Origin of the sequence: Bradyrhizobium sp. LTSP849 (assembly GCF_000938255.1) — a bacterium.
GTDB lineage: Bacteria > Pseudomonadota > Alphaproteobacteria > Rhizobiales > Xanthobacteraceae > Bradyrhizobium.
Genome location: NZ_JYMR01000004.1, coordinates 130076 through 147464 on the forward strand (window position 1 = coordinate 130076; position 17389 = coordinate 147464).

Here is a 17389-nt window from a genome sequence, read left to right on the forward strand (position 1 = left end):
CAATGGCGGTCGCCACCGAAGAGCAGGGAATCGGATGCTGGACGCCCAACAATTGATGTGGACGCAGATTGCCGCCGGCATCACGGTGCTGCTGTTTGGATTGATGCTGTTCAGCCTGGTCCGCATGCGGGGCCGGATGCAGGCCGCGCGGAGCTGGGACAAGGTGGAGGGCATCATCACGGTCTCCCGGGTCGACCAGCCGGCGGCGCACGCCTCGGACGATCAGAACGACGCCAAGCCCATCATCCGCTATCGCTATCAGGCCGGCGGCCAGGAGCTGGAAAGCGACAATATCTTTGTCGGCGGCCCTGCCATCATGACGAGGGTACTGGCCGCAAAACTGACCGGACGCTATCCGGTCGGCGCGCATGTCGACGTGCATGTCGATCCGAAGCAACCGACCGAGGCACTGCTCGAACCTGCCGCGGCGCAGAACGTCGCGGCGCTGGTGGCCTTCACCATCGTATTCGGTTTCATTGCCGCCACCCTGACCGCGCATTCGCTCGCGGGTCACGTGCTCTACGCCGACAATGGCGTTCCGCTGTTCGCGTTCGCGCTGCCGATCATCGTGCTCGTGGGCGGCGTGTTCTGCGTCGCAGAGTATGTCAGGACGCGCCGGCTGGCGAGCGCCAGCCTGCGCTGGCCGACCGCGTCGGGCAGGGTCACCCAATGCGACGTGATCGAGGAGATCATCGAGGAGAAGAGCGATCATGACGACAAGCCGACGACCAGCAAGCTCCAACATCGCTATCAGGTCGCCCTGCGCTATGCCTACAGGGTCGGCAAGCGCGACTTCATCGGCACCGAAGTCGATTGGGGCGGCACCATGATCTCCGGGCTGCGCGAGGTCGCCGCAGAGGCCGCGGCGAAATATCGTCCCGGGCAGAACGTCAAAGTCTATTACGATCCAGACCAGCCGGGACAAGCCGTGCTGGAGCCTGCGAGCCGGGAAGGCGCGCTGGGGCCTCTGATCGGTGCCGCGGTCTGCGCGATCGTCGGCGGCGTCTTTCTGACAATCCTGATCAAGATCGGGTTTGCGTAGCGGCGTTTGGTGGCTCACGCCTTCGGCGGCGCCAGCGGCTGCACGATCTCCTTGAACGGCGCCAGCGCCTCGCAGCGTTCGGCATGCGCCGACAGCGCCGGATAGCGCGCGGTGTCGAACAGCTGCGGATGCGCCTCGCGGGTGAAGCGGACGACACAGGCGACAGCGACGTCGGCGTGGCCGATGCGGTCGCCGAGCCAGTACGACGTCGACACCTTGGCGCGCTCGGCTTCGAGCACGCCCAAGACGTCGCCGATCTGGGCCTGGCAGCGCTCGACCCACAGCGCAAGCTGCTCCTTCCGCAGCACGCGCTCATAGAGCAGGCTCACCGCCTTGTCGCCGAGGCCGGAGGCAAGCGCGCAGATGCGCAAATGGCGCCGCCGCTCGACGCCGCTGCGCGGCAGCATCGCCTTCTCCGCGCCGACGAGCTCGTCCAGATAATCCAGAATGATGGTGCTCTCGATCAGTGCTTCGCGATCGTCGAGCACCAGGGTCGGCACGCGGCGTAGCGGATTATAGGGCGCGATCTTGCCGGCATCGCCGAAAGTCGACCATGGCTTGTGCTCGAAAGCGAGCCCGTAGAGCCGGAGCGCAATCGCAACGCGGCGGACGAAGGGGGAATCATATTGGCCGATCAGGAACATGGTTCTCGCTCTTCTCTGTCGTTGGACAAGGCAGGGCCCACCAGTTTCCACGACAAGATCGCCGCCGCGCAAGAAAGATCTTGGACATGGAGCATTGCGCCGGATGCAACGACGCCGGGACATCGTCTCCCGGATGCGCTATCAAGGCAGGTATCATGACCGCGACAACAGACATCACGCCCGAGCGGATTGCGTCGACCGAGGCGGTGATCCGCCCCCACATCAGGCGCACGCCGCTGCTCACGGCCAATCTCGCCGATTTTGGGCTGCCGTCCGCGCCCGTCACGTTCAAGCTCGAGATGTTGCAGCATTCCGGATCGTTCAAGGCGCGGGGCGCCTTCGCGAACCTGCTGCTGCGGAAAGTGCCGGAGGTCGGAATCGTCGCGGCGTCCGGCGGCAATCACGGCGCAGCGGTCGCTTATGCCGCACAACAACTCGGTATCCCCGCCACGATTTTCGTGCCCGAGATCACCTCGCCGGCCAAGGCCGAGCGCATCAGGGGCTACGGCGCGCAGCTGATGATCGGAGGCGCCCGCTACGCCGATGCACTCGCCGCAAGCGAAACCCATGTCGCGCGGACCGGCGCGCTTGCCGTCCATGCCTATGACCAGGCCGAGACCTTGCTCGGTCAAGGCAGCGTCGGAATGGAGCTGGAGCAGGATGCGCCCGGCATCGACACGCTGCTGGTTGCTGTCGGCGGCGGCGGCCTGATCGGCGGCATCGCGGCGTGGTACAGAGGCCAGACGCGTATCGTGGCGGTCGAGCCGGAGCAATCGCCAACGCTGCATGCTGCCTTCGCGGCGGGCGCGCCGACCGATGCGCCCGCGGGCGGCATTGCCGCCGACAGTCTCGCTCCGCGGCGCGTCGGACAATTGATGTTTCCGATCGCGCGAGCCCATGTCGAGAGAATAGTCCTGGTCACCGACGATGCGATCCAGCAAGCCCAGGCGGCGTTGTGGTCGAGCTTGCGCCTTGTGGCCGAGCCCGGTGGCGCAGCCGCATTTGCCGCTTTGCTCTCCGGCCGCTATCGTCCCTCACCCGGCGAACGGGTCGCGGTGCTGGTGTGCGGCGCCAACACCACGGCGGTGAATTTCAACAGCTAGGAAGCGTCGCATGATCAGGTATCGCGGACTCATCCTGATGCTGATCCTGCTGCCCCTGACCAGCCACGGCGCCCACGCGCAGGACCGCCCGATCGGCTTCCAGACGCCGTCGAAAAACATCGCCTGCCAGTTCTTCACCGACAACGGTCAGGGCGCACTCCGCTGCGATCTCATGAACATGGAGACGCGCCCGCCCCGCCCCGCCAATTGCGAGCTCGAATGGGGCCACGCCTTCGAGATGAGCGCAAAGGGCAGCGCGGGGCGTAGTTGCGTCGGTGACACCATCATGGATTCGTCACTGCCGGTGCTCGCCTATGGCGAGGTGTGGCAGCGCGCGGGGTTCACGTGCCGGTCGGAGCAGACGGGGCTGACGTGCTTCAACGCCATGCAGCACGGGTTCTCGCTGGCGCGGGCGGAGCAGAAGGTGTTTTGAGGCGACATCGCCAAGCTACCAGCGCCAATCACAGCTCCGCTATATCAAACATTGATATATTCAAGGCTGTCAAACTCCCAATCATCGTGCGTAACACCAGTGTACTGAAGAGAAGATCCTCTGCGTTCCTCGAATATACTCCCCGCTACCTGCATACGCCGCAAAAGCAAATCTTGCTCAATCTTCCTTAGTCCGTCCCACCATGCTGGCTGAACGCACGTGTTCTCTAGGTGTTCGAAGGAAGCTTGAATTGCGAGCGTAGTATAAAGGTTGCTGGGCTGTTGTTCGTATGATCTAGCAAATGCCAAGGGGTTCAGATGCCCTTTGCTCCAAATCATAGCAACCGCCGCGCGCTCCTCCGACGACAATATATTGAAAGAGATTGTTTCATAAAATTCATTCGAATCGCCGAGCGTTTGAAGAGGGCGTCCGTCGAACCCAAACTCTGGGTAGAAGCCTCCCACGGTCATGATCGTTGGCATTCGACGAAATCTGATGACCAGCGCGCTGAGCGCACCATAGTCATCCTCCTTCAAGATACGTTGGCATTCAGCAAAGGCGAGCCTACCGTCTCTCATCCCCAGCTTCTGTCCTTCGTTGAACGCATCCAGATACTGAAGAGCGTCTCGGTTCCGCTTACGTTTCTTTGACAGGGCCTCAATCTGGTAGTTGGTGGCCTCGACCATCCGAATCTTTCGATAGAGTTCCGAAGCCACGGTTCGATAGTGAAGTAAAGCAAGCTGTCTCGGCGAAAAGACCAGAGGCACATCCTCCACGTCCACAAATATCGCATTGTCATGCCGTCTACAAAAGCAATTCAAGACGGAGAATTGACCGACTCCAAAGGATTTGATTGCTATTTTTCCGTCGCTTTTGGCGAGTTGAGCAGGTGAACTATCAAAAGAGTGTACGTGCCCCTGTTCAGCGATCTTCCTTAGCTGACTTCGTGGGATTGTATGAGCATCAATGATTGGTGAATTGCATGCGTCACTTGGGTCTTCAGCGAGACACAACTTACGCTTCAAGAAGCGCCGGAACGCCGACGCAAATGTCCAGAACTCAGAGTCTGAAGGCATAAGCTTCTCCAAGAGAAATCTTTACAAATCGATTTCAAGTAAACTTTCGGGATCGGGTCACTCTGCTCCCTTCGCTCGCGGGCACGCCCCCATCGCGCGCGCCGACTATCGGCTACGATTCGATGATCGGCACATGCCTCGCCACCGTCCGCGGCGCGGTGCCATCGAGGCGCGGATCGTCGGCGACCTCGATCTGGCGGCGGAACGGGCGGAAGCCGGAGCGCTGGTAGAACGCAACGGCCGATGGGTGATCGAAGGTACAGGTGTGCAGCCAGACACGCCGCAGGTCGCGTGACCATGCAAGCTCCAGCGCGCGGTTCATCAGGAAACGAGCGGCGCCCGTTCCGATCAGCCCAGCGGCGACGCCGAAATAGACCAACTCGCACTGGCCGGCCTCGCGAAAGTCCAGCTCCAACAGCCCTTCCTCGCGGCCGTCCGCGACCAATGCATAGACCTCTATTTCCGGTGCGTGGATGATCGCGGCGAGTTCCGTGTCGTTCATCCGCATTCGCGAAAACCACAGCCACTCCTCGCCGACGCGGCGATGGAGATCGCGGTACCAGTCGAGCGCAGGCGCGTCGGCCTGGCGCAGGGTCCACGCGCCCGGCGGGTCGTCACGGCACGGAGGGCGCGCGGTCATCTCGAGATGGGTGACGACCGCGGCGATCTTGCCGGCGGGAATGTCGGAATAGCCGTCGGGGAGGATCATGGCGGTTTCCTGTGGGGCCGAGTACGAGCCACATATTCTACGTCGTACCGGCGAAGGCCGGGACCCATAAACACGAATGTGGATTGCTTTGCGACGCTGGAACCACGAGTCCCGTTCACAACCGCTGCTGCGGAGTATGGGTCCCGGCCTTCGCCGGGACGACTGTGTGGATGCGCATCGCTCACCTCAGCGTCAACGTGATGGCCTCGGCGGTCGCGGCTTCGACTGCGCAGAGGCGCCAAGCGTAGCTCGCCGCAGCCGGGATTGTCGCCGGAGATGGTGAAGCAGGTCACAAATTGTAGTTGTAAACGTGCTACGATACAGGCGTGAAGCAATTGAGGGAATACATGCAGCCACACCGCAATTGAGCCGTTCGCAACGGCTCTGGCGGACAACAGGGAGGAATTGCCATGACGGTTGTCCTGACCACGGGGAAGATCAGCGCCCTGACCGCAATTACCAAGATCGTTTCCGGTCATGCCGACGCGTTACGCAAGACACTTCAGGGGCTGACCGCTGCAAACGGCGGTAAAATCGCTTCTCTCGGAACGATCCATATCGTGCGTTGGGTCATGTTCGATGACGACACGCGTTTGTTGTTCGCAACGAATTTCGACGGCAGCGTCGAAGACTATATGCGCGATTTCGCCGAGCGGGCGCCCGAGGGAATCGATGCGATCTGGGGCCATTGCGAAGGGTATCCGGGAGCGCGCGATTATCCCAAGCTGCGCGACTACATTCTCGGAAGCGCCATCGAAACCACCGGCTATTACTGCGCCTATCCGAATTCGACCGTCACCGACATCAACAAGGCGCTGGATTGGAAGACCAAGTTCGACACATTCCTTGACCAGATCGGTTGACGGGAATGGCTGCCCAATCCGCAGCCGGCGACCTGGATCGGAACGATATCCAGGGGATGGCGATGCGGCCGTATCGCTTCCCGGTTGCGCACTATCATCTGCTGAACGTGAGCGACCCCGCGCGCGCTCGGCGATGGTTCGGTGGTGTTGCCGGGCGATGCACCACCGTGGCAAATCTGGACGCATCGCCTTCACTGGCTTTCAACCTCGCCCTCTCGTGGCAAGGTCTGTCGGCGATAGGTACGCCAGAGCCCAGCCTGTCGAGTTTTCCGCAGGAATTCCAGCAAGGAATGGCTGCGCGAGCTGATCGGCTCGGCGATGCCGGCGATAGCGCTCCGGCGCGGTGGGACGCACCGTTCAACAACACTGTGCACGCGCTTGTCGTGGTCAGTGCGATGACGTCAGCGGATCGCGATGCCGCTTCGACAGCATTGCTGTCTGATTTGCGCGATAACGGCTTGACCGCGGCAGGTACCATCGATGCGAAATTGCTGCCCGCGCCAGACGGCAGGCCTGTCCCAGTCGAGCACTTCGGGTATCGCGACGGAATTACGCAACCCGCCATCGAAGGCAGCGGGGAGCCCGTCTTGCCCGGCGCGGGCATTCCGGACGCAGGCGGTTGGCGCGCTTTGAAGGCTGGTGAGTTCGTACTCGGGCGGCCTGATGAGACGGGAGCTATCCCTGACTTGCCCACTCCGGCAAGTCTCAGCGCCAACGGCAGCTTCGTGGTGTTGCGCAAGCTGCACCAGCATGTCTGGGCTTTCCGGGATTTTCTGAAATACTCCACCACGGATGAGGCCGACGTCGCGCTCGTGGCGGCGAAGATGATGGGACGCTGGCAAAGCGGCGCACCGCTGGCTTTGACAGCAGAGCATGACGATCCAGCGCTCGCCGGAGATCCGAAGCGAAATAATGATTTTACATATCTCGACGACTTGAAGGGAACGAGCTGCCCGATCGGGGCACATGTGCGGCGCCTCAATCCGCGCTCGGGGCTGACAGGCCCGAATGGTGCATCCGTCCATCGGCATCGGCTGCTGCGACAGGGTTTGCCCTATGGGTCGCGTCTGCCTGCAGATGCGGCTGCCGATGACGGCGCCGAGCGCGGCGCCATCATGTTGCTGGTGAATGCCGACATCGCGCGTCAATTCGAATTCGTTCAGAAGGTCTGGATCAATGATGGTGACTTCGCTGGCCTCGGGAATGACAAGGATCCGATGATCGGCGGCAACGACGGGAGCGGAACCTTCACGATCCCGCGCGTGGGAGCGCCGCGGCGTCGATTGGCCGGACTGCCGGCGTTCGTGAGCACACGCGGCGGGGAATATTTCTTCCTGCCGGGCATCGCCGCGTTGCGATCCTTTGCCGACGCCCCGGCGGCCACGGCCTCATGATTGATTCAGGCTGAGTGCTTCAACAGCCTCTCCAAGGAGAACAAGATGGCGTGGAAACCGAATTCAATCGTCGCCTCGCTGGCCCTGCTCTTCTCGGTCATTGTTGCCGCGGTCGTCGTGATCGCGGGAGTGATGGGCTACCCCTATGTCGCCAAGGTCTATGACGGGATCAGGGTGAAATTGCCGGAGTATCCAACTGCCCAGAAGACCCGCTGGCTCGACCAGAACTGGACGGACAGGCGCGAATGGTTTCACCACGCCGATCAGGGGACTGCGACTTTCCACATCCCTTACGAATGGTTCATGGCCCTTGAACAGCCGGTCTTGTCGCTGACATCAGTGGGACTGTTGAGCGACCCCGCTTATCTCGACCGTTTCGGTTTCATTCCCGATCCGACCGATCCAAAACTCGGATTGCCGATCGGCATGGCGCGCGGCAAGGCCATGGTCGACGCCACCGCACAACCCTGGAAAAATCCACGGGCGCCGTACAATGACATGACGCGGGTCGGGCTTACCTGCGCGGCGTGCCACACCGGACGTTTCACCTACCAGGGGACGGAACTGCTGGTCGACGGCGGCCCGGCACTCACGGATCTCGGCAAGTTCCGGACCGCGCTTGGGCTCTCGCTGGCGTTCACGCGCTTCGTTCCCTACCGCTTCGACCGGTTCGCCGAAAAGGTGATCGGAGCCGACCCGAGCGAGGTGGAAAGGAGCCAGCTGCTTGCGCAACTCGACAAGATCCTGGCGCAGGGCAAGGGACTCGCCGATCTCGACACCATGGTTGCCCCACAGAGCGTGGTCGAGGGGTTCGGCAGGCTCGACGCGTTGAACCGCATCGGCAACGAGGTCTTTGCGGTCGACCTCAAGACTCCCGCCAACTATGCCGCCACATCGGCGCCCGTGCATTTCCCGCGCATCTGGGATTCCTCGTGGTTCGATTGGGTCCAATACAACGCGTCGATCGAACAGCCCATGGTGCGTAACGTCGGTGAAGCCATGGGCGTCTCCGCGATGATCAATCTGACCAGCGCGCAGGGCGGGCTTTTCAACTCGGGCGTCGAAATCATGAACCTGGACAGGATTGAGAGATCGCTGGCCGGGAAGCAGCCGAATGAAAGCACGGGCTTCACCGGATTGAAGTCACCACAATGGCCTTCCGAGCTTCCTCCGATCGACAAGACGCTCGCCGAGCAAGGCGGGGCACTCTACAAGGAACTTTGCCAGGGATGCCACCTGGCGCCGGTGAGCAATGCCGAGTTCTGGAAATCCGACCGCTGGTCGCTGCCGGATAAGCGGACGGAAGAGCGCTATCCAGGCGAGCGTTATCTTCGCGTCCCGGTCGTCCCAATCACGAAGATCGGCACAGATCCGGCGCAGGCCCAGGACATGCTCGATCGCAAGGTCACGATTCCGCAGGTGCTCGATATTCCCTCCGACAGTTTCGGCCCGGCGCTCGGTGCCGTCACCGCAAAGACCATCGAGCATTGGTATGACAGCCAGACACCGCCGGTTGCGCCGGACAAGCGCGACGAGCTGAACGGATATCGGGATAACGGCATCCAGGCGCCACTGGCCTACAAGGCGCGTCCACTCGACGGGATATGGGCAACGCCGCCGTACCTGCACAACGGCTCGGTGCCCAACCTTTACGCCCTGTTGTCGCCGGTCGGCGAGCGGCCGGCGAAATTTTTCCTGGGCAACCGCGAATATGATCCGGTCAATGTCGGATATCGCACCGACCGATTGGAGAACGGGTTCGAGCTCGATACGCGGATCCGGGGCAATCACAACACCGGGCACGAGTTCAACAATGGAAAGGACGGCGTGATCGGGCGCCTCTTGACGCCCGGGGAGCGGCGGGCGCTGGCCGAATTTCTGAAGACAATGTGAGAAGGGCTACAAGATCCGCCTACCCTTCCCCCTCGTCGCTCGCGAGCACGCCCTTCACCGCGCGCGCCCAGCCGGCAAGCTTTCGATCGCGCGTGGCCTGGCTCATGTTGGGCCTGAAGCGGTGCTCGAGACGCCAATTGTCGGCGAATTTGGTCGGCTCGGGATAGACGCCGGCCTGGAGGCCGGCGAGATAGGCGGCGCCGAGCGCGGTCGTTTCCTGGATGACGGGACGATCGACCGGCGCATCGAGGAGATCAGCGAGGCGCTGCATGGTCCAGTCCGATGCGGTCATGCCGCCGTCGACGCGGAGCACGACGCTCGCGACCTCCGAGCTCGGCCAGTCGGCGCGCATCGCGGCCCAAAGGTCAAAGGTCTGGTAGCAAACGCTTTCGAGTGCGGCGTGCGCGAGCTCGGCAGGTCCGGTGTTGCGGGTGAGGCCGAACAGCGCGCCGCGCACGCGCGGATTCCAGTACGGCGAGCCCATGCCGACGAAGGCCGGGACGAGATAGACGCTCTGCATCGAGTCGGACTGATCAGCAAGAGGTCCGGTCTCCGCGGCGTGCTTGATGATGCCGAGGCCGTCACGCAGCCATTGCACGGCTGAGCCTGCAACGAAGATCGAGCCTTCGAGCGCGTAGGTGCGCTTGCCATTGAGCTGATAGGCGATGGTGGTGAGCAGCTTGTTCTTGGAGACCACCGGCGTGGTGCCGGTGTTGAGCAGGGCAAAACAGCCGGTGCCGTAGGTCGACTTCATCATGCCCGGGCGGAAGCAGGCCTGGCCGATGGTCGCGGCCTGCTGGTCGCCGGCGATGCCGGAGATCGCAATGGCGCCGCCGAACAGGTCCGGCGTGCTCTCGCCGAAATGGGCGGAAGAATCCTTCACCTCGGGCAGCATCGAACGCGGCACGCCGATGATTTCCAGCAGCTCATCGTCCCACTGGCCAGTGTGGATGTTGAACAGCAGCGTGCGCGAGGCGTTGGTGGCATCGGTGGCGTGCACCTTGCCGCCGGTGAGGCGCCAGAGCAGATAGGAATCGACGGTGCCGAACATCAGCTCGCCGCGGGCCGCGCGCCCCCGCGCGCCGGGAACGTGATCGAGGATCCAGGCGACCTTAGTGCCGGAGAAATAGGGATCGATGATCAGCCCGGTCTTCTGCGAGATGGTGGGCTCGCGGCCTTCTGCTTTCAATTTTGCGCAGATGTCGGCGGTGCGACGGTCCTGCCAGACGATGGCGCGGTGCACGGCCTGGCCGGTGGCGCGGTCCCACACCACGGTGGTCTCGCGCTGGTTGGTGATGCCGATCGCGGCGATGTCCTTTGCGGTGATGCCGGCCTGCTCGATCGCATCGCGGCAGACCATCACGGTCGAGGTCCAGATGTCCTCGGGCTCGTGCTCGACCCAGCCGGAAGCCGGAAAATGCTGCGGAAACTCGGCTTGCGCGCGCGCCGCAATCGAGATGTCGCTGCGAAACACGATGGCGCGCGAGGAGGTGGTGCCCTGGTCGATGGCGAGGACGAAAGACATGGAGGCTACCTTGGCGTTTTCTTGACGTTTCCCTAAGGGGGATCATTGTGTCGCGCCAAAAGGAGCGGATTAGGGCGGGAAGGTCAAGACTGGCTCAGCTGTCGTCCCGGCGAAGGCCGGGACCCATACCGCGTGATCCATCGATTGCGCACGATGCCGATCCAGCACGACCAGTCTTCGCCAAACCACTCCCTGTGGTTATGGGTCCCGGCGAAGGCCGGGACGATTTTACACCGAAGCCGTCGTCACACCGCCATCGATCACAATCGTCTGCCCTGTCATGAAGCTCGACGCATCCGAGGCGAGGTAGGCTACCGCGCCGGCGATTTCGTCGGGCTCGCCGATGCGGCGGAGCGGCGTGGTGGCGGTGCGGCGCTTGAGGTTGGCTTCGTCTTCCCACAAGGCGCGGGCGAAATCGGTTTTGACGAGGCCGGGCGCGATGCAATTGACGCGGACGCCTTTCGGGCCCCACTCGCCGGCAAGCGAGCGGCACAGCGCGAAGTCGGCGGCTTTGGAGATGCCGTAGGCGCCGATCACGGTGGAGCCGCGCAAGCCTCCGATCGAGGAGATGATGACGACGGAGCCGTTCCCACGCTCCGCCATCTGCGGGATCGCCAGCGCCGAGAGCCAGATGTTGCTCTTGACGTTCGAGCCCATGATCTTGTCGAAGGCCTCGTCGGTGATGTCGAGCAGCGGGCCGTAATACGGATTCACCGCGGCGTTGCAGACCAGGATGTCGATCTTGCCGTAGTGCTTGGTCGTGCCCGAGATCAGCCCCTCGACCTCGGCCTTGCGCGCGATGTTGCAGGGGATGACGGTGGCATCACCACCGGCTGCATTGATGCCGTCGGCGACTTCCTTGCAGGCGTCAGCCTTGCGCGATGAGACCACGACCTTGGCGCCGAGCTTGGCCAGCAATTCGGCGGAGGAGCGGCCGATGCCGCGGCTGGAGCCGGTGACCACGGCGACTTTTCCGGTGAGATCGAACGGCGTGTTTTTCATTGTTGTTGCCTCGCTGCGTCTGCTCGTTCGGTGTCATCGCCCGCCTTGTGCGCACTTGCGCACTGGGGCGGGCGATCCAGTATTCCAGAGGCGGCGCGGCTAGAACCGAGGAGCCGCGGCGTACTGGATCCCCCGCTTTCGCGGGGATGACAGTCATCGTGTGGCTAAATCAACCCGCCACCATCCGCGACGCGGCGCTGGTGATAGTCGGTGTCGCCAAAACTGTTCTCGATCATGGTGAGGCGCTTGAAGTAGTGGCCGATCTTGGCCTCCATGGTCATGCCGATGCCGCCGTGGAGCTGGATCGCCTGCTGGCCGACGAACTTCAATGACTTGCCGATCTGCACCTTGGCCGCGGCGATCGCGTTGGAACGCTCTTTCGCGTCCTCGAAATCACCGGCCATGGTCGCGAACATCGACATTGATCTCGCCTGCTCGGCAGCGACGAACATGTCGGAGGCGCGGTGCTGGAGCGACTGGAACGAGCCGATCGCCACACCAAACTGCTTACGCGTCTTGATGTACTCGACCGTGGTCTTGAGCGATTCGTCCATCAGGCCGACCGCCTCGGCGCAGAGCGCGACGCGGGCTTCGTCCACCACGCGCTCGATCAACGCGAGACCGTCCTCGGGATTGCCGAGCACCGCATCCGCGCCGACCTCGACGCCGGTGAAGGTGATGTCGGCGGCGTGCAGGCCGTCCTGGGTCGGGTACGACTTCTTGGTGACGCCTTTGGCGCTCGCCGGCACCAGGAACACGCCGATGCCGCCGGTGTCGCGGCGGTCGCCCTTGGTACGGGCGGTGACGATGAGGGTGTCGGCATTCTCACCGTTGAGCACGACGAATTTTTCGCCGTCGATGATCCAGCCGTCGCCCTTCTTCTTTGCCGTCGTCGAGACGTCGAAGAGATCGTAGCGCGAATTCTTCTCGAGCTGGGCAAACGCCAGCGTCTTGCTGCCGTCGACGATGCCGGGCACGTGCGCCGCCTTCTGCGCATCGGAGCCCGCATGACGCAGGAAGCCGCCGCCGATCACCACCGTTGCCAGATAAGGCTCGAGCACCAGCGCCTTGCCGAGCGCTTCCATGACGATCATGGTCTCGACGCCGCCGCCGCCGAAGCCGCCATCGGCCTCGCTGAACGGAAGTCCGAGCAGGCCCTGCTCAGCGAGCTTGCCCCAGACGGCTTTGCTCCAGCCGCCCTTCTCCTTCATGTACTTCTTGCGGCTCTCGAAATCGTAGGAATCGGTCAGCAGGCCGTCGATGCTGTCCTTGAGAAGCCGCTGCTCCTCGGTCAAATCAAAATCCATGTTTCTCTCCAAATCGGCGGGAATTGCCCTGCCGTCGCTTCATCCTCAGACGTCATCCCCGCGAAGGCGGGGATCCAGTAAACGCAACCGCCTGCCGTACTCACGACCGCCGCGGCGTACTGGGGGACGACACCGTCATTGTTGCGTCAAAGTCCCAGCACCGCCTTGGCGATGATGTTGCGCTGGATCTCGTTGGAGCCGCCGTAGATCGAAACCTTGCGGTTGTTGAAATAGCTCGGCGCGATCTGGGCGGTCCACTCCATGGCTTCGTTCGAGCCGTCGTCGCCGTGCACGTCGTAGGGCGCGGCGAACGGGCCGATCACTTCCATCAAGAGCTCGGTGGTGGTCTGCTGGATCTCGGAGCCCTTGATCTTCAGCACCGATGACGCCGGATTGGGCTTGCCCTTGCCGTGCTTGCCTTCGTCGGCGACGACGCGCAACTGCGTCAGCTCGAGCGCCTTCAGCTCGATCTCGCAGGCCGCAAGCTTCTCGCGGAACGCCGCGTCCTGAATGATCGGCTTGCCGCCGGACTCGACCTTGGAAGCGAGATCGCGGATGCGGCGCAGCCGCTCCTTGGAGACGCCGACGCGGGCAATACCGGTGCGCTCATTGCCGAGCAGGAATTTGGCGTAATCCCAGCCCTTGTTCTCTTCGCCGATCAGGTTCTCGTAGGGCACCTCGACGTCGTCGAAGAAGACTTCGTTGACCTCGACGCCGCCGTCGATGGTCTGGATCGGACGCACGGTGACGCCCTTCGACTTCATCGAGAACACGATGAAGGAAATGCCCATCTGCTTCTTGGCGCTGGCGTCGGTGCGGCACAGGCAGAAGATCATGTCGGCGTGCTGCGCCAGCGTGGTCCAGGTCTTCTGGCCGTTGATGATCCACTTGTCGCCCTTGCGCTCGGCCTTGGTCTTGAGCGAGGCGAGATCGGAGCCGGAGCCCGGCTCAGAGAAGCCCTGGCACCACCAATCGTCGACGTCCGCAATGCGCGGCAGATACTGCTTCTTCTGCTCTTCGTTGCCGAAGGTGTAGATGACCGGGCCGACCATGCTGACGCCGAAGGCGAGCGGCTGCGGCGCCGGATAGGACTGCAGCTCCTCGTTGAAGATGTAGTGCTGCACCGACGTCCAGCCGGTGCCGCCATATTGCGTCGGCCAGTGGCTGGTGCCCCAGCCCTTCTTGTTGAGGATGCGCCACCACGTCACCATCTCGTCCTTCGAGAGGTGGCGGCCTTCGACCAGCTTGCGCCGCGTGTCCGGCGGCACGTTACCGCGGAAGAATGTCCGCACTTCCTCGCGAAACGCCTGCTCTTCCTTCGTGAATGCGAGATCCATCGGATCCTCCTGTGAATGTGTCGTCCCGGCGAAGGCCGGGACCCATAACCACAAATCTCCATTGTCTTGCACAGGCCATTGTCGCCCGTGCCCCAAACCCCTGCTGCGGAGTATGGGTCCCGGCCTTCGCCGGGACGACAGCTACTGCAACACCTCGAACAGTCCCGCCGCGCCCATGCCGCCGCCGACGCACATGGTGACGACCGCGTACTTCGCCTTGCGGCGGCGGCCTTCGATCAAAGCGTGGCCGGTCAGGCGCGCGCCCGACATGCCGTAGGGATGGCCGACCGCGATCGCGCCGCCGTCGACGTTGATCTTGTCGGGATCGATGCCGAGCTTGTCGCGGCAATACAGCACCTGCACCGCGAAGGCTTCATTCAGCTCCCAGAGGTCGATGTCGTCGACCTTGAGGCCGTGGCGCTTGAGCAGACGCGGCACGGCGAAGACCGGGCCGATGCCCATCTCGTCCGGCTCGCAGCCGGCGGAGACGAAGCCGCGGAAGATGCCGAGCGGCTTGAGGCCGCGCTTGGACGCCTCCTTGTCGCTCATGATCACGGAGGCGCTGGCGCCGTCGGAAAGCTGGCTGGCATTGCCGGCGGTGATCGAAAAGCCTTCGCCGCGCACGGCCTTCAGGCCGGCGAGGCCTTCAGCGGTGGTCTCGGGGCGCGGGCCTTCGTCCTGCGACAGGGTGACGTCCTTGAAGGAGACTTCGCCGGTCGCCTTGTCGGTCACCGCCATCTGCGTCGTGATCGGCGCGAGCTCGTCCTTGAACTTGCCGCCCTGTTGGGCTGCCGCGGTGCGGCGCTGGCTTTCCAGCGAATATTCGTCCTGCTTCTCGCGCGAGATGTTGTAGCGCTTGGCCACGATCTCGGCGGTATCGATCATGGGCATGTAGACCTCGCCCTTGATCTTGAGCAGCGCCGGATCCTGGGCGTGGAAGCCGTTCATCTTGTCGTTCTGCACGAGGCTGATCGATTCGCCGCCGCCGCCGACCGCTATCTCGACACCGTCAAAAATCACCGAGCGCGCGGCAAGCGCGATCGCCTGGAGGCCCGAAGCGCATTGCCGGTCGATGGTGGTGCCGGCGACGGTGACGGGCAAACCAGCACGGAGCAGCGCCTTGCGCGCGATGTTGCCGCCGGTCGAACCCTGCTGGAGCGCCGCGCCCATCACGACGTCCTCGACCTCCTTCGGATCGACCTTGGCGCGGGCAACGGCCTCGCCGATGGCGTGGCCGAGCAAGGTCGCGCCTTCGGTGGCGTTGAGCATGCCGCGATAGGCCTTGCCGATCGGGGTGCGGGCGGTGGAAACGATGACGGCGTCGGTCAAGAGCGACCTCCTGATGCGTATGGAGTGGATTGTGCTGGTTTCTGCTGCTGACGCAATTCGTGACGCGACAGCTTTCCGACCGGCGTGCGCGGCAGATCATCGACGAACTCGACCTCGGCCGGCAATTCGTGCTTGCCGACCTTGCCGGTGAGCTGCGCGCGCAACTCGTCGAGCGAGAACGGCTTTGCGTCCGGCTTGAGCTTGATGAAGGCCTTGGCGGCCTCGCCGCGATACTGGTCGGGAATGCCGAGCACAATCACCTCGTGCACGCCGGGAACGGTGTAGATCGCCTGCTCGATCATCTGCGGATAGACGTTGAAGCCGCCGGAAATGATCATGTCCTTCTTGCGGTCGACCAGGAAGAAATAGCCGTCCGCGTCGACATAGCCGATGTCGCCGGTGAGAAAGCGGCCGTCGGCAAAGGATTCCGCGGATTCCTTCGGCTTGTTCCAATAGCCCTTGGTGACGTTCGGGCCCTTGATCCGGATCTCGCCGACTTCGCCTGATGGCAGCACCTTCGTCGGATCGTCCAGCGAGACCACGTCGAGCTCGATGCCGGGGAGCATCAGGCCGATCGAACCCGGCTTGTCGGGACCTGTCGGCGGATGGCCGGTGCCGGGCGAGCAGGTCTCGGTCATGCCCCAACCGCTCTTGAGCTTCTTGCCGATCTTGCGCTCGAAGAATTTTGCCACTTCCACCGGCAACGGCGCGCCGCCGGAGCCGATGGTGGCGAGAGACGAGAAGTCGCGCTTGTCGAGATCGGGCAATGCTGCGATCGCGATCCACATCGTCGGCACGCCCGGGAAGTAAGTGGCGTGCTTGACCTCGATGTCGCGCATCACGGCCTCGACGTCGAAGCGCTGATGGATCGAGATCAGATTGCCGCGGCTGAGCGAGGACAGCAGCACGACGGTCAGCGCGTAGATGTGGAACAGCGGCAGCACGCAGATCACGCGCTCGATGGCATCGCCGCGCGTCGCGCGCGACGGCTTGCCCCAGACGTCGTAGATCGACACCGCCGAGGTGAGATTGCCATGCGTCAGCATGGCGCCCTTGGGTAGGCCGGTGGTGCCGCCGGTATATTGCAGCAGCGCGACGTCATCGGCCGTCATCTGCGGCCATTGCGCAGGCAGCGCCGCGCCTTCGACGAAGGTCTTGAAGGTCACGATGCGGGGATCACTGGGGATCGGCGCTTGCGGCGTGCCGACGTTGCCCCAATTGTCGTCCTCGCAGACGACCAGCCGATCGATCAGGCCCTTTTCCAGAAACTTCAGCGCGGTCGGCAACAGCGCTGCAAGGTTCGAGGTGACCAGCACCCGCGAGCCGGAATCGGAGACCTTGTGCGTCAGCGCGATCTCGCCGTCGAGCGGCGACAGATGCGCGACCCGCGCGCCGGCCTTCAGCGCACCGAAGAAATTGACGGGGTGGTCGGGCGAGTTGCCGAGGAACAGCGCGACGGAGGTGTTCTTGCCGCAGCCAGCGCGCAGGAAGGCTGCGGCCGCGCGCTCGGCCATCGCGGCGAGCTCGGTGTAGGTGATCGGGCGATCGCGAAACTCCAGCGCGATGCGCGGGCCGTACTCGGCGGCGGCCTTGGACAGCAGGTCAGGCAGCGTGCCCTGGACGATGGTGTCGTCCCAACGCACGCCCTCGGGATAAAACTGTTCGCCGGGATGGGTCATTGTTCTTGATTGATCGGTTGAGTGAGCAACTAACGAAGACCGTCATTCCGGGG

15 protein-coding genes are annotated in these 17389 nt (G+C 63.2%); 6 read left to right on the top strand and 9 right to left on the bottom strand.

Going from position 1 to position 17389, the window contains the following annotated elements; translation table 11 throughout:
* Positions 1-34 precede the first annotated feature (34 nt).
* Positions 35-1042 carry a DUF3592 domain-containing protein gene (locus UB31_RS02940; protein ID WP_045009743.1) on the top strand — a complete coding sequence of 336 codons (1008 nt, stop codon included), beginning with the start codon at positions 35-37 and terminating at the stop codon, positions 1040-1042.
* Between the two features lie 14 nt (positions 1043-1056).
* Here the strand turns inward: UB31_RS02940 and UB31_RS02945 are convergent, their stop codons facing one another.
* On the bottom strand, positions 1057-1686 hold the full coding sequence (locus tag UB31_RS02945; protein WP_045009744.1) for a glutathione S-transferase family protein: 630 nt from the start codon (positions 1684-1686) through the stop codon (positions 1057-1059).
* A gap of 155 nt (positions 1687-1841) precedes the next feature.
* Between UB31_RS02945 and UB31_RS02950 the strand changes: the two genes are divergently transcribed.
* Together UB31_RS02950 and UB31_RS02955 are read left to right on the top strand one after the other, a co-directional pair.
* A complete protein-coding gene (locus UB31_RS02950; protein WP_045009745.1) occupies positions 1842-2789 on the top strand; it encodes a threonine/serine dehydratase in 948 nt (315 codons plus the stop codon).
* Positions 2790-2799: 10 nt separating this feature from the next.
* Positions 2800-3222: a DUF6636 domain-containing protein gene (locus tag UB31_RS02955; protein ID WP_045009746.1), complete on the top strand. Its 423-nt coding sequence runs from the start codon at positions 2800-2802 to the stop codon at positions 3220-3222.
* Positions 3223-3266: 44 nt separating this feature from the next.
* Here the strand turns inward: UB31_RS02955 and UB31_RS41160 are convergent, their stop codons facing one another.
* Together UB31_RS41160 and UB31_RS02965 are read right to left on the bottom strand one after the other, a co-directional pair.
* A complete protein-coding gene (locus UB31_RS41160; protein WP_156175148.1) occupies positions 3267-4298 on the bottom strand; it encodes a hypothetical protein in 1032 nt (343 codons plus the stop codon).
* Positions 4299-4410: 112 nt separating this feature from the next.
* Positions 4411-5007 (bottom strand): GNAT family N-acetyltransferase, encoded by a 597-nt coding sequence (locus tag UB31_RS02965; RefSeq protein ID WP_045009748.1) that lies wholly within the window; start codon positions 5005-5007, stop codon positions 4411-4413.
* A 410-nt stretch (positions 5008-5417) separates the two neighbouring features.
* On the opposite strand from UB31_RS02965, the gene UB31_RS02970 reads away from it, so the two are divergent.
* From UB31_RS02970 to UB31_RS02980, 3 genes are read left to right on the top strand one after another with little or no spacing between them, the layout of a single operon-like run.
* Positions 5418-5870 (top strand): hypothetical protein, encoded by a 453-nt coding sequence (locus UB31_RS02970; protein ID WP_050044714.1) that lies wholly within the window; start codon positions 5418-5420, stop codon positions 5868-5870.
* A gap of 5 nt (positions 5871-5875) precedes the next feature.
* The gene (locus UB31_RS02975; protein ID WP_045009749.1) at positions 5876-7264 is read left to right on the top strand and encodes a Dyp-type peroxidase; all 1389 of its coding nucleotides are present in this window, start codon (positions 5876-5878) and stop codon (positions 7262-7264) included.
* A gap of 45 nt (positions 7265-7309) precedes the next feature.
* Entirely contained in the window at positions 7310-9157 is a 1848-nt protein-coding gene (locus UB31_RS02980) for a di-heme-cytochrome C peroxidase (protein ID WP_045009974.1), read from the top strand.
* Between the two features lie 19 nt (positions 9158-9176).
* Here the strand turns inward: UB31_RS02980 and glpK are convergent, their stop codons facing one another.
* The 6 genes from glpK to pimA form a co-directional block, all read right to left on the bottom strand.
* Positions 9177-10682 (bottom strand): glycerol kinase GlpK, encoded by a 1506-nt coding sequence (glpK, locus tag UB31_RS02985; RefSeq protein WP_045009750.1) that lies wholly within the window; start codon positions 10680-10682, stop codon positions 9177-9179.
* 228 nt (positions 10683-10910) lie between these two features.
* A complete protein-coding gene (locus tag UB31_RS02990; RefSeq protein ID WP_045009751.1) occupies positions 10911-11684 on the bottom strand; it encodes an SDR family NAD(P)-dependent oxidoreductase in 774 nt (257 codons plus the stop codon).
* 164 nt (positions 11685-11848) lie between these two features.
* The gene (gene pimD / locus UB31_RS02995) at positions 11849-12991 is read right to left on the bottom strand and encodes a pimeloyl-CoA dehydrogenase small subunit (RefSeq protein ID WP_045009752.1); all 1143 of its coding nucleotides are present in this window, start codon (positions 12989-12991) and stop codon (positions 11849-11851) included.
* A 146-nt stretch (positions 12992-13137) separates the two neighbouring features.
* The gene (pimC, locus tag UB31_RS03000) at positions 13138-14328 is read right to left on the bottom strand and encodes a pimeloyl-CoA dehydrogenase large subunit (protein ID WP_045009753.1); all 1191 of its coding nucleotides are present in this window, start codon (positions 14326-14328) and stop codon (positions 13138-13140) included.
* A 141-nt stretch (positions 14329-14469) separates the two neighbouring features.
* Positions 14470-15657: an acetyl-CoA C-acyltransferase gene (locus UB31_RS03005; protein WP_045009754.1), complete on the bottom strand. Its 1188-nt coding sequence runs from the start codon at positions 15655-15657 to the stop codon at positions 14470-14472.
* A complete protein-coding gene (pimA, locus tag UB31_RS03010; protein ID WP_045009755.1) occupies positions 15654-17336 on the bottom strand; it encodes a dicarboxylate--CoA ligase PimA in 1683 nt (560 codons plus the stop codon). Before pimA ends, UB31_RS03005 begins: the two co-directional genes overlap by 4 nt.
* Between the last annotated feature and the right edge of the window lie 53 nt (positions 17337-17389).

Bases quoted from the DNA above. Each gene is read 5' to 3' on its own strand.
- UB31_RS02940 (WP_045009743.1), top strand. From the start codon at position 35: ATGCTGGACGCCCAACAATTGATGTGGACGCAGATTGCCGCCGGCATC.
- UB31_RS02945 (WP_045009744.1), bottom strand. From the start codon at position 1,686: ATGTTCCTGATCGGCCAATATGATTCCCCCTTCGTCCGCCGCGTTGCG.
- UB31_RS02950 (WP_045009745.1), top strand. From the start codon at position 1,842: ATGACCGCGACAACAGACATCACGCCCGAGCGGATTGCGTCGACCGAG.
- UB31_RS02955 (WP_045009746.1), top strand. From the start codon at position 2,800: ATGATCAGGTATCGCGGACTCATCCTGATGCTGATCCTGCTGCCCCTG.
- UB31_RS41160 (WP_156175148.1), bottom strand. From the start codon at position 4,298: ATGCCTTCAGACTCTGAGTTCTGGACATTTGCGTCGGCGTTCCGGCGC.
- UB31_RS02965 (WP_045009748.1), bottom strand. From the start codon at position 5,007: ATGATCCTCCCCGACGGCTATTCCGACATTCCCGCCGGCAAGATCGCC.
- UB31_RS02970 (WP_050044714.1), top strand. From the start codon at position 5,418: ATGACGGTTGTCCTGACCACGGGGAAGATCAGCGCCCTGACCGCAATT.
- UB31_RS02975 (WP_045009749.1), top strand. From the start codon at position 5,876: ATGGCTGCCCAATCCGCAGCCGGCGACCTGGATCGGAACGATATCCAG.
- UB31_RS02980 (WP_045009974.1), top strand. From the start codon at position 7,310: ATGGCGTGGAAACCGAATTCAATCGTCGCCTCGCTGGCCCTGCTCTTC.
- glpK (WP_045009750.1), bottom strand. From the start codon at position 10,682: ATGTCTTTCGTCCTCGCCATCGACCAGGGCACCACCTCCTCGCGCGCC.
- UB31_RS02990 (WP_045009751.1), bottom strand. From the start codon at position 11,684: ATGAAAAACACGCCGTTCGATCTCACCGGAAAAGTCGCCGTGGTCACC.
- pimD (WP_045009752.1), bottom strand. From the start codon at position 12,991: ATGGATTTTGATTTGACCGAGGAGCAGCGGCTTCTCAAGGACAGCATC.
- pimC (WP_045009753.1), bottom strand. From the start codon at position 14,328: ATGGATCTCGCATTCACGAAGGAAGAGCAGGCGTTTCGCGAGGAAGTG.
- pimA (WP_045009755.1), bottom strand. From the start codon at position 17,336: ATGACCCATCCCGGCGAACAGTTTTATCCCGAGGGCGTGCGTTGGGAC.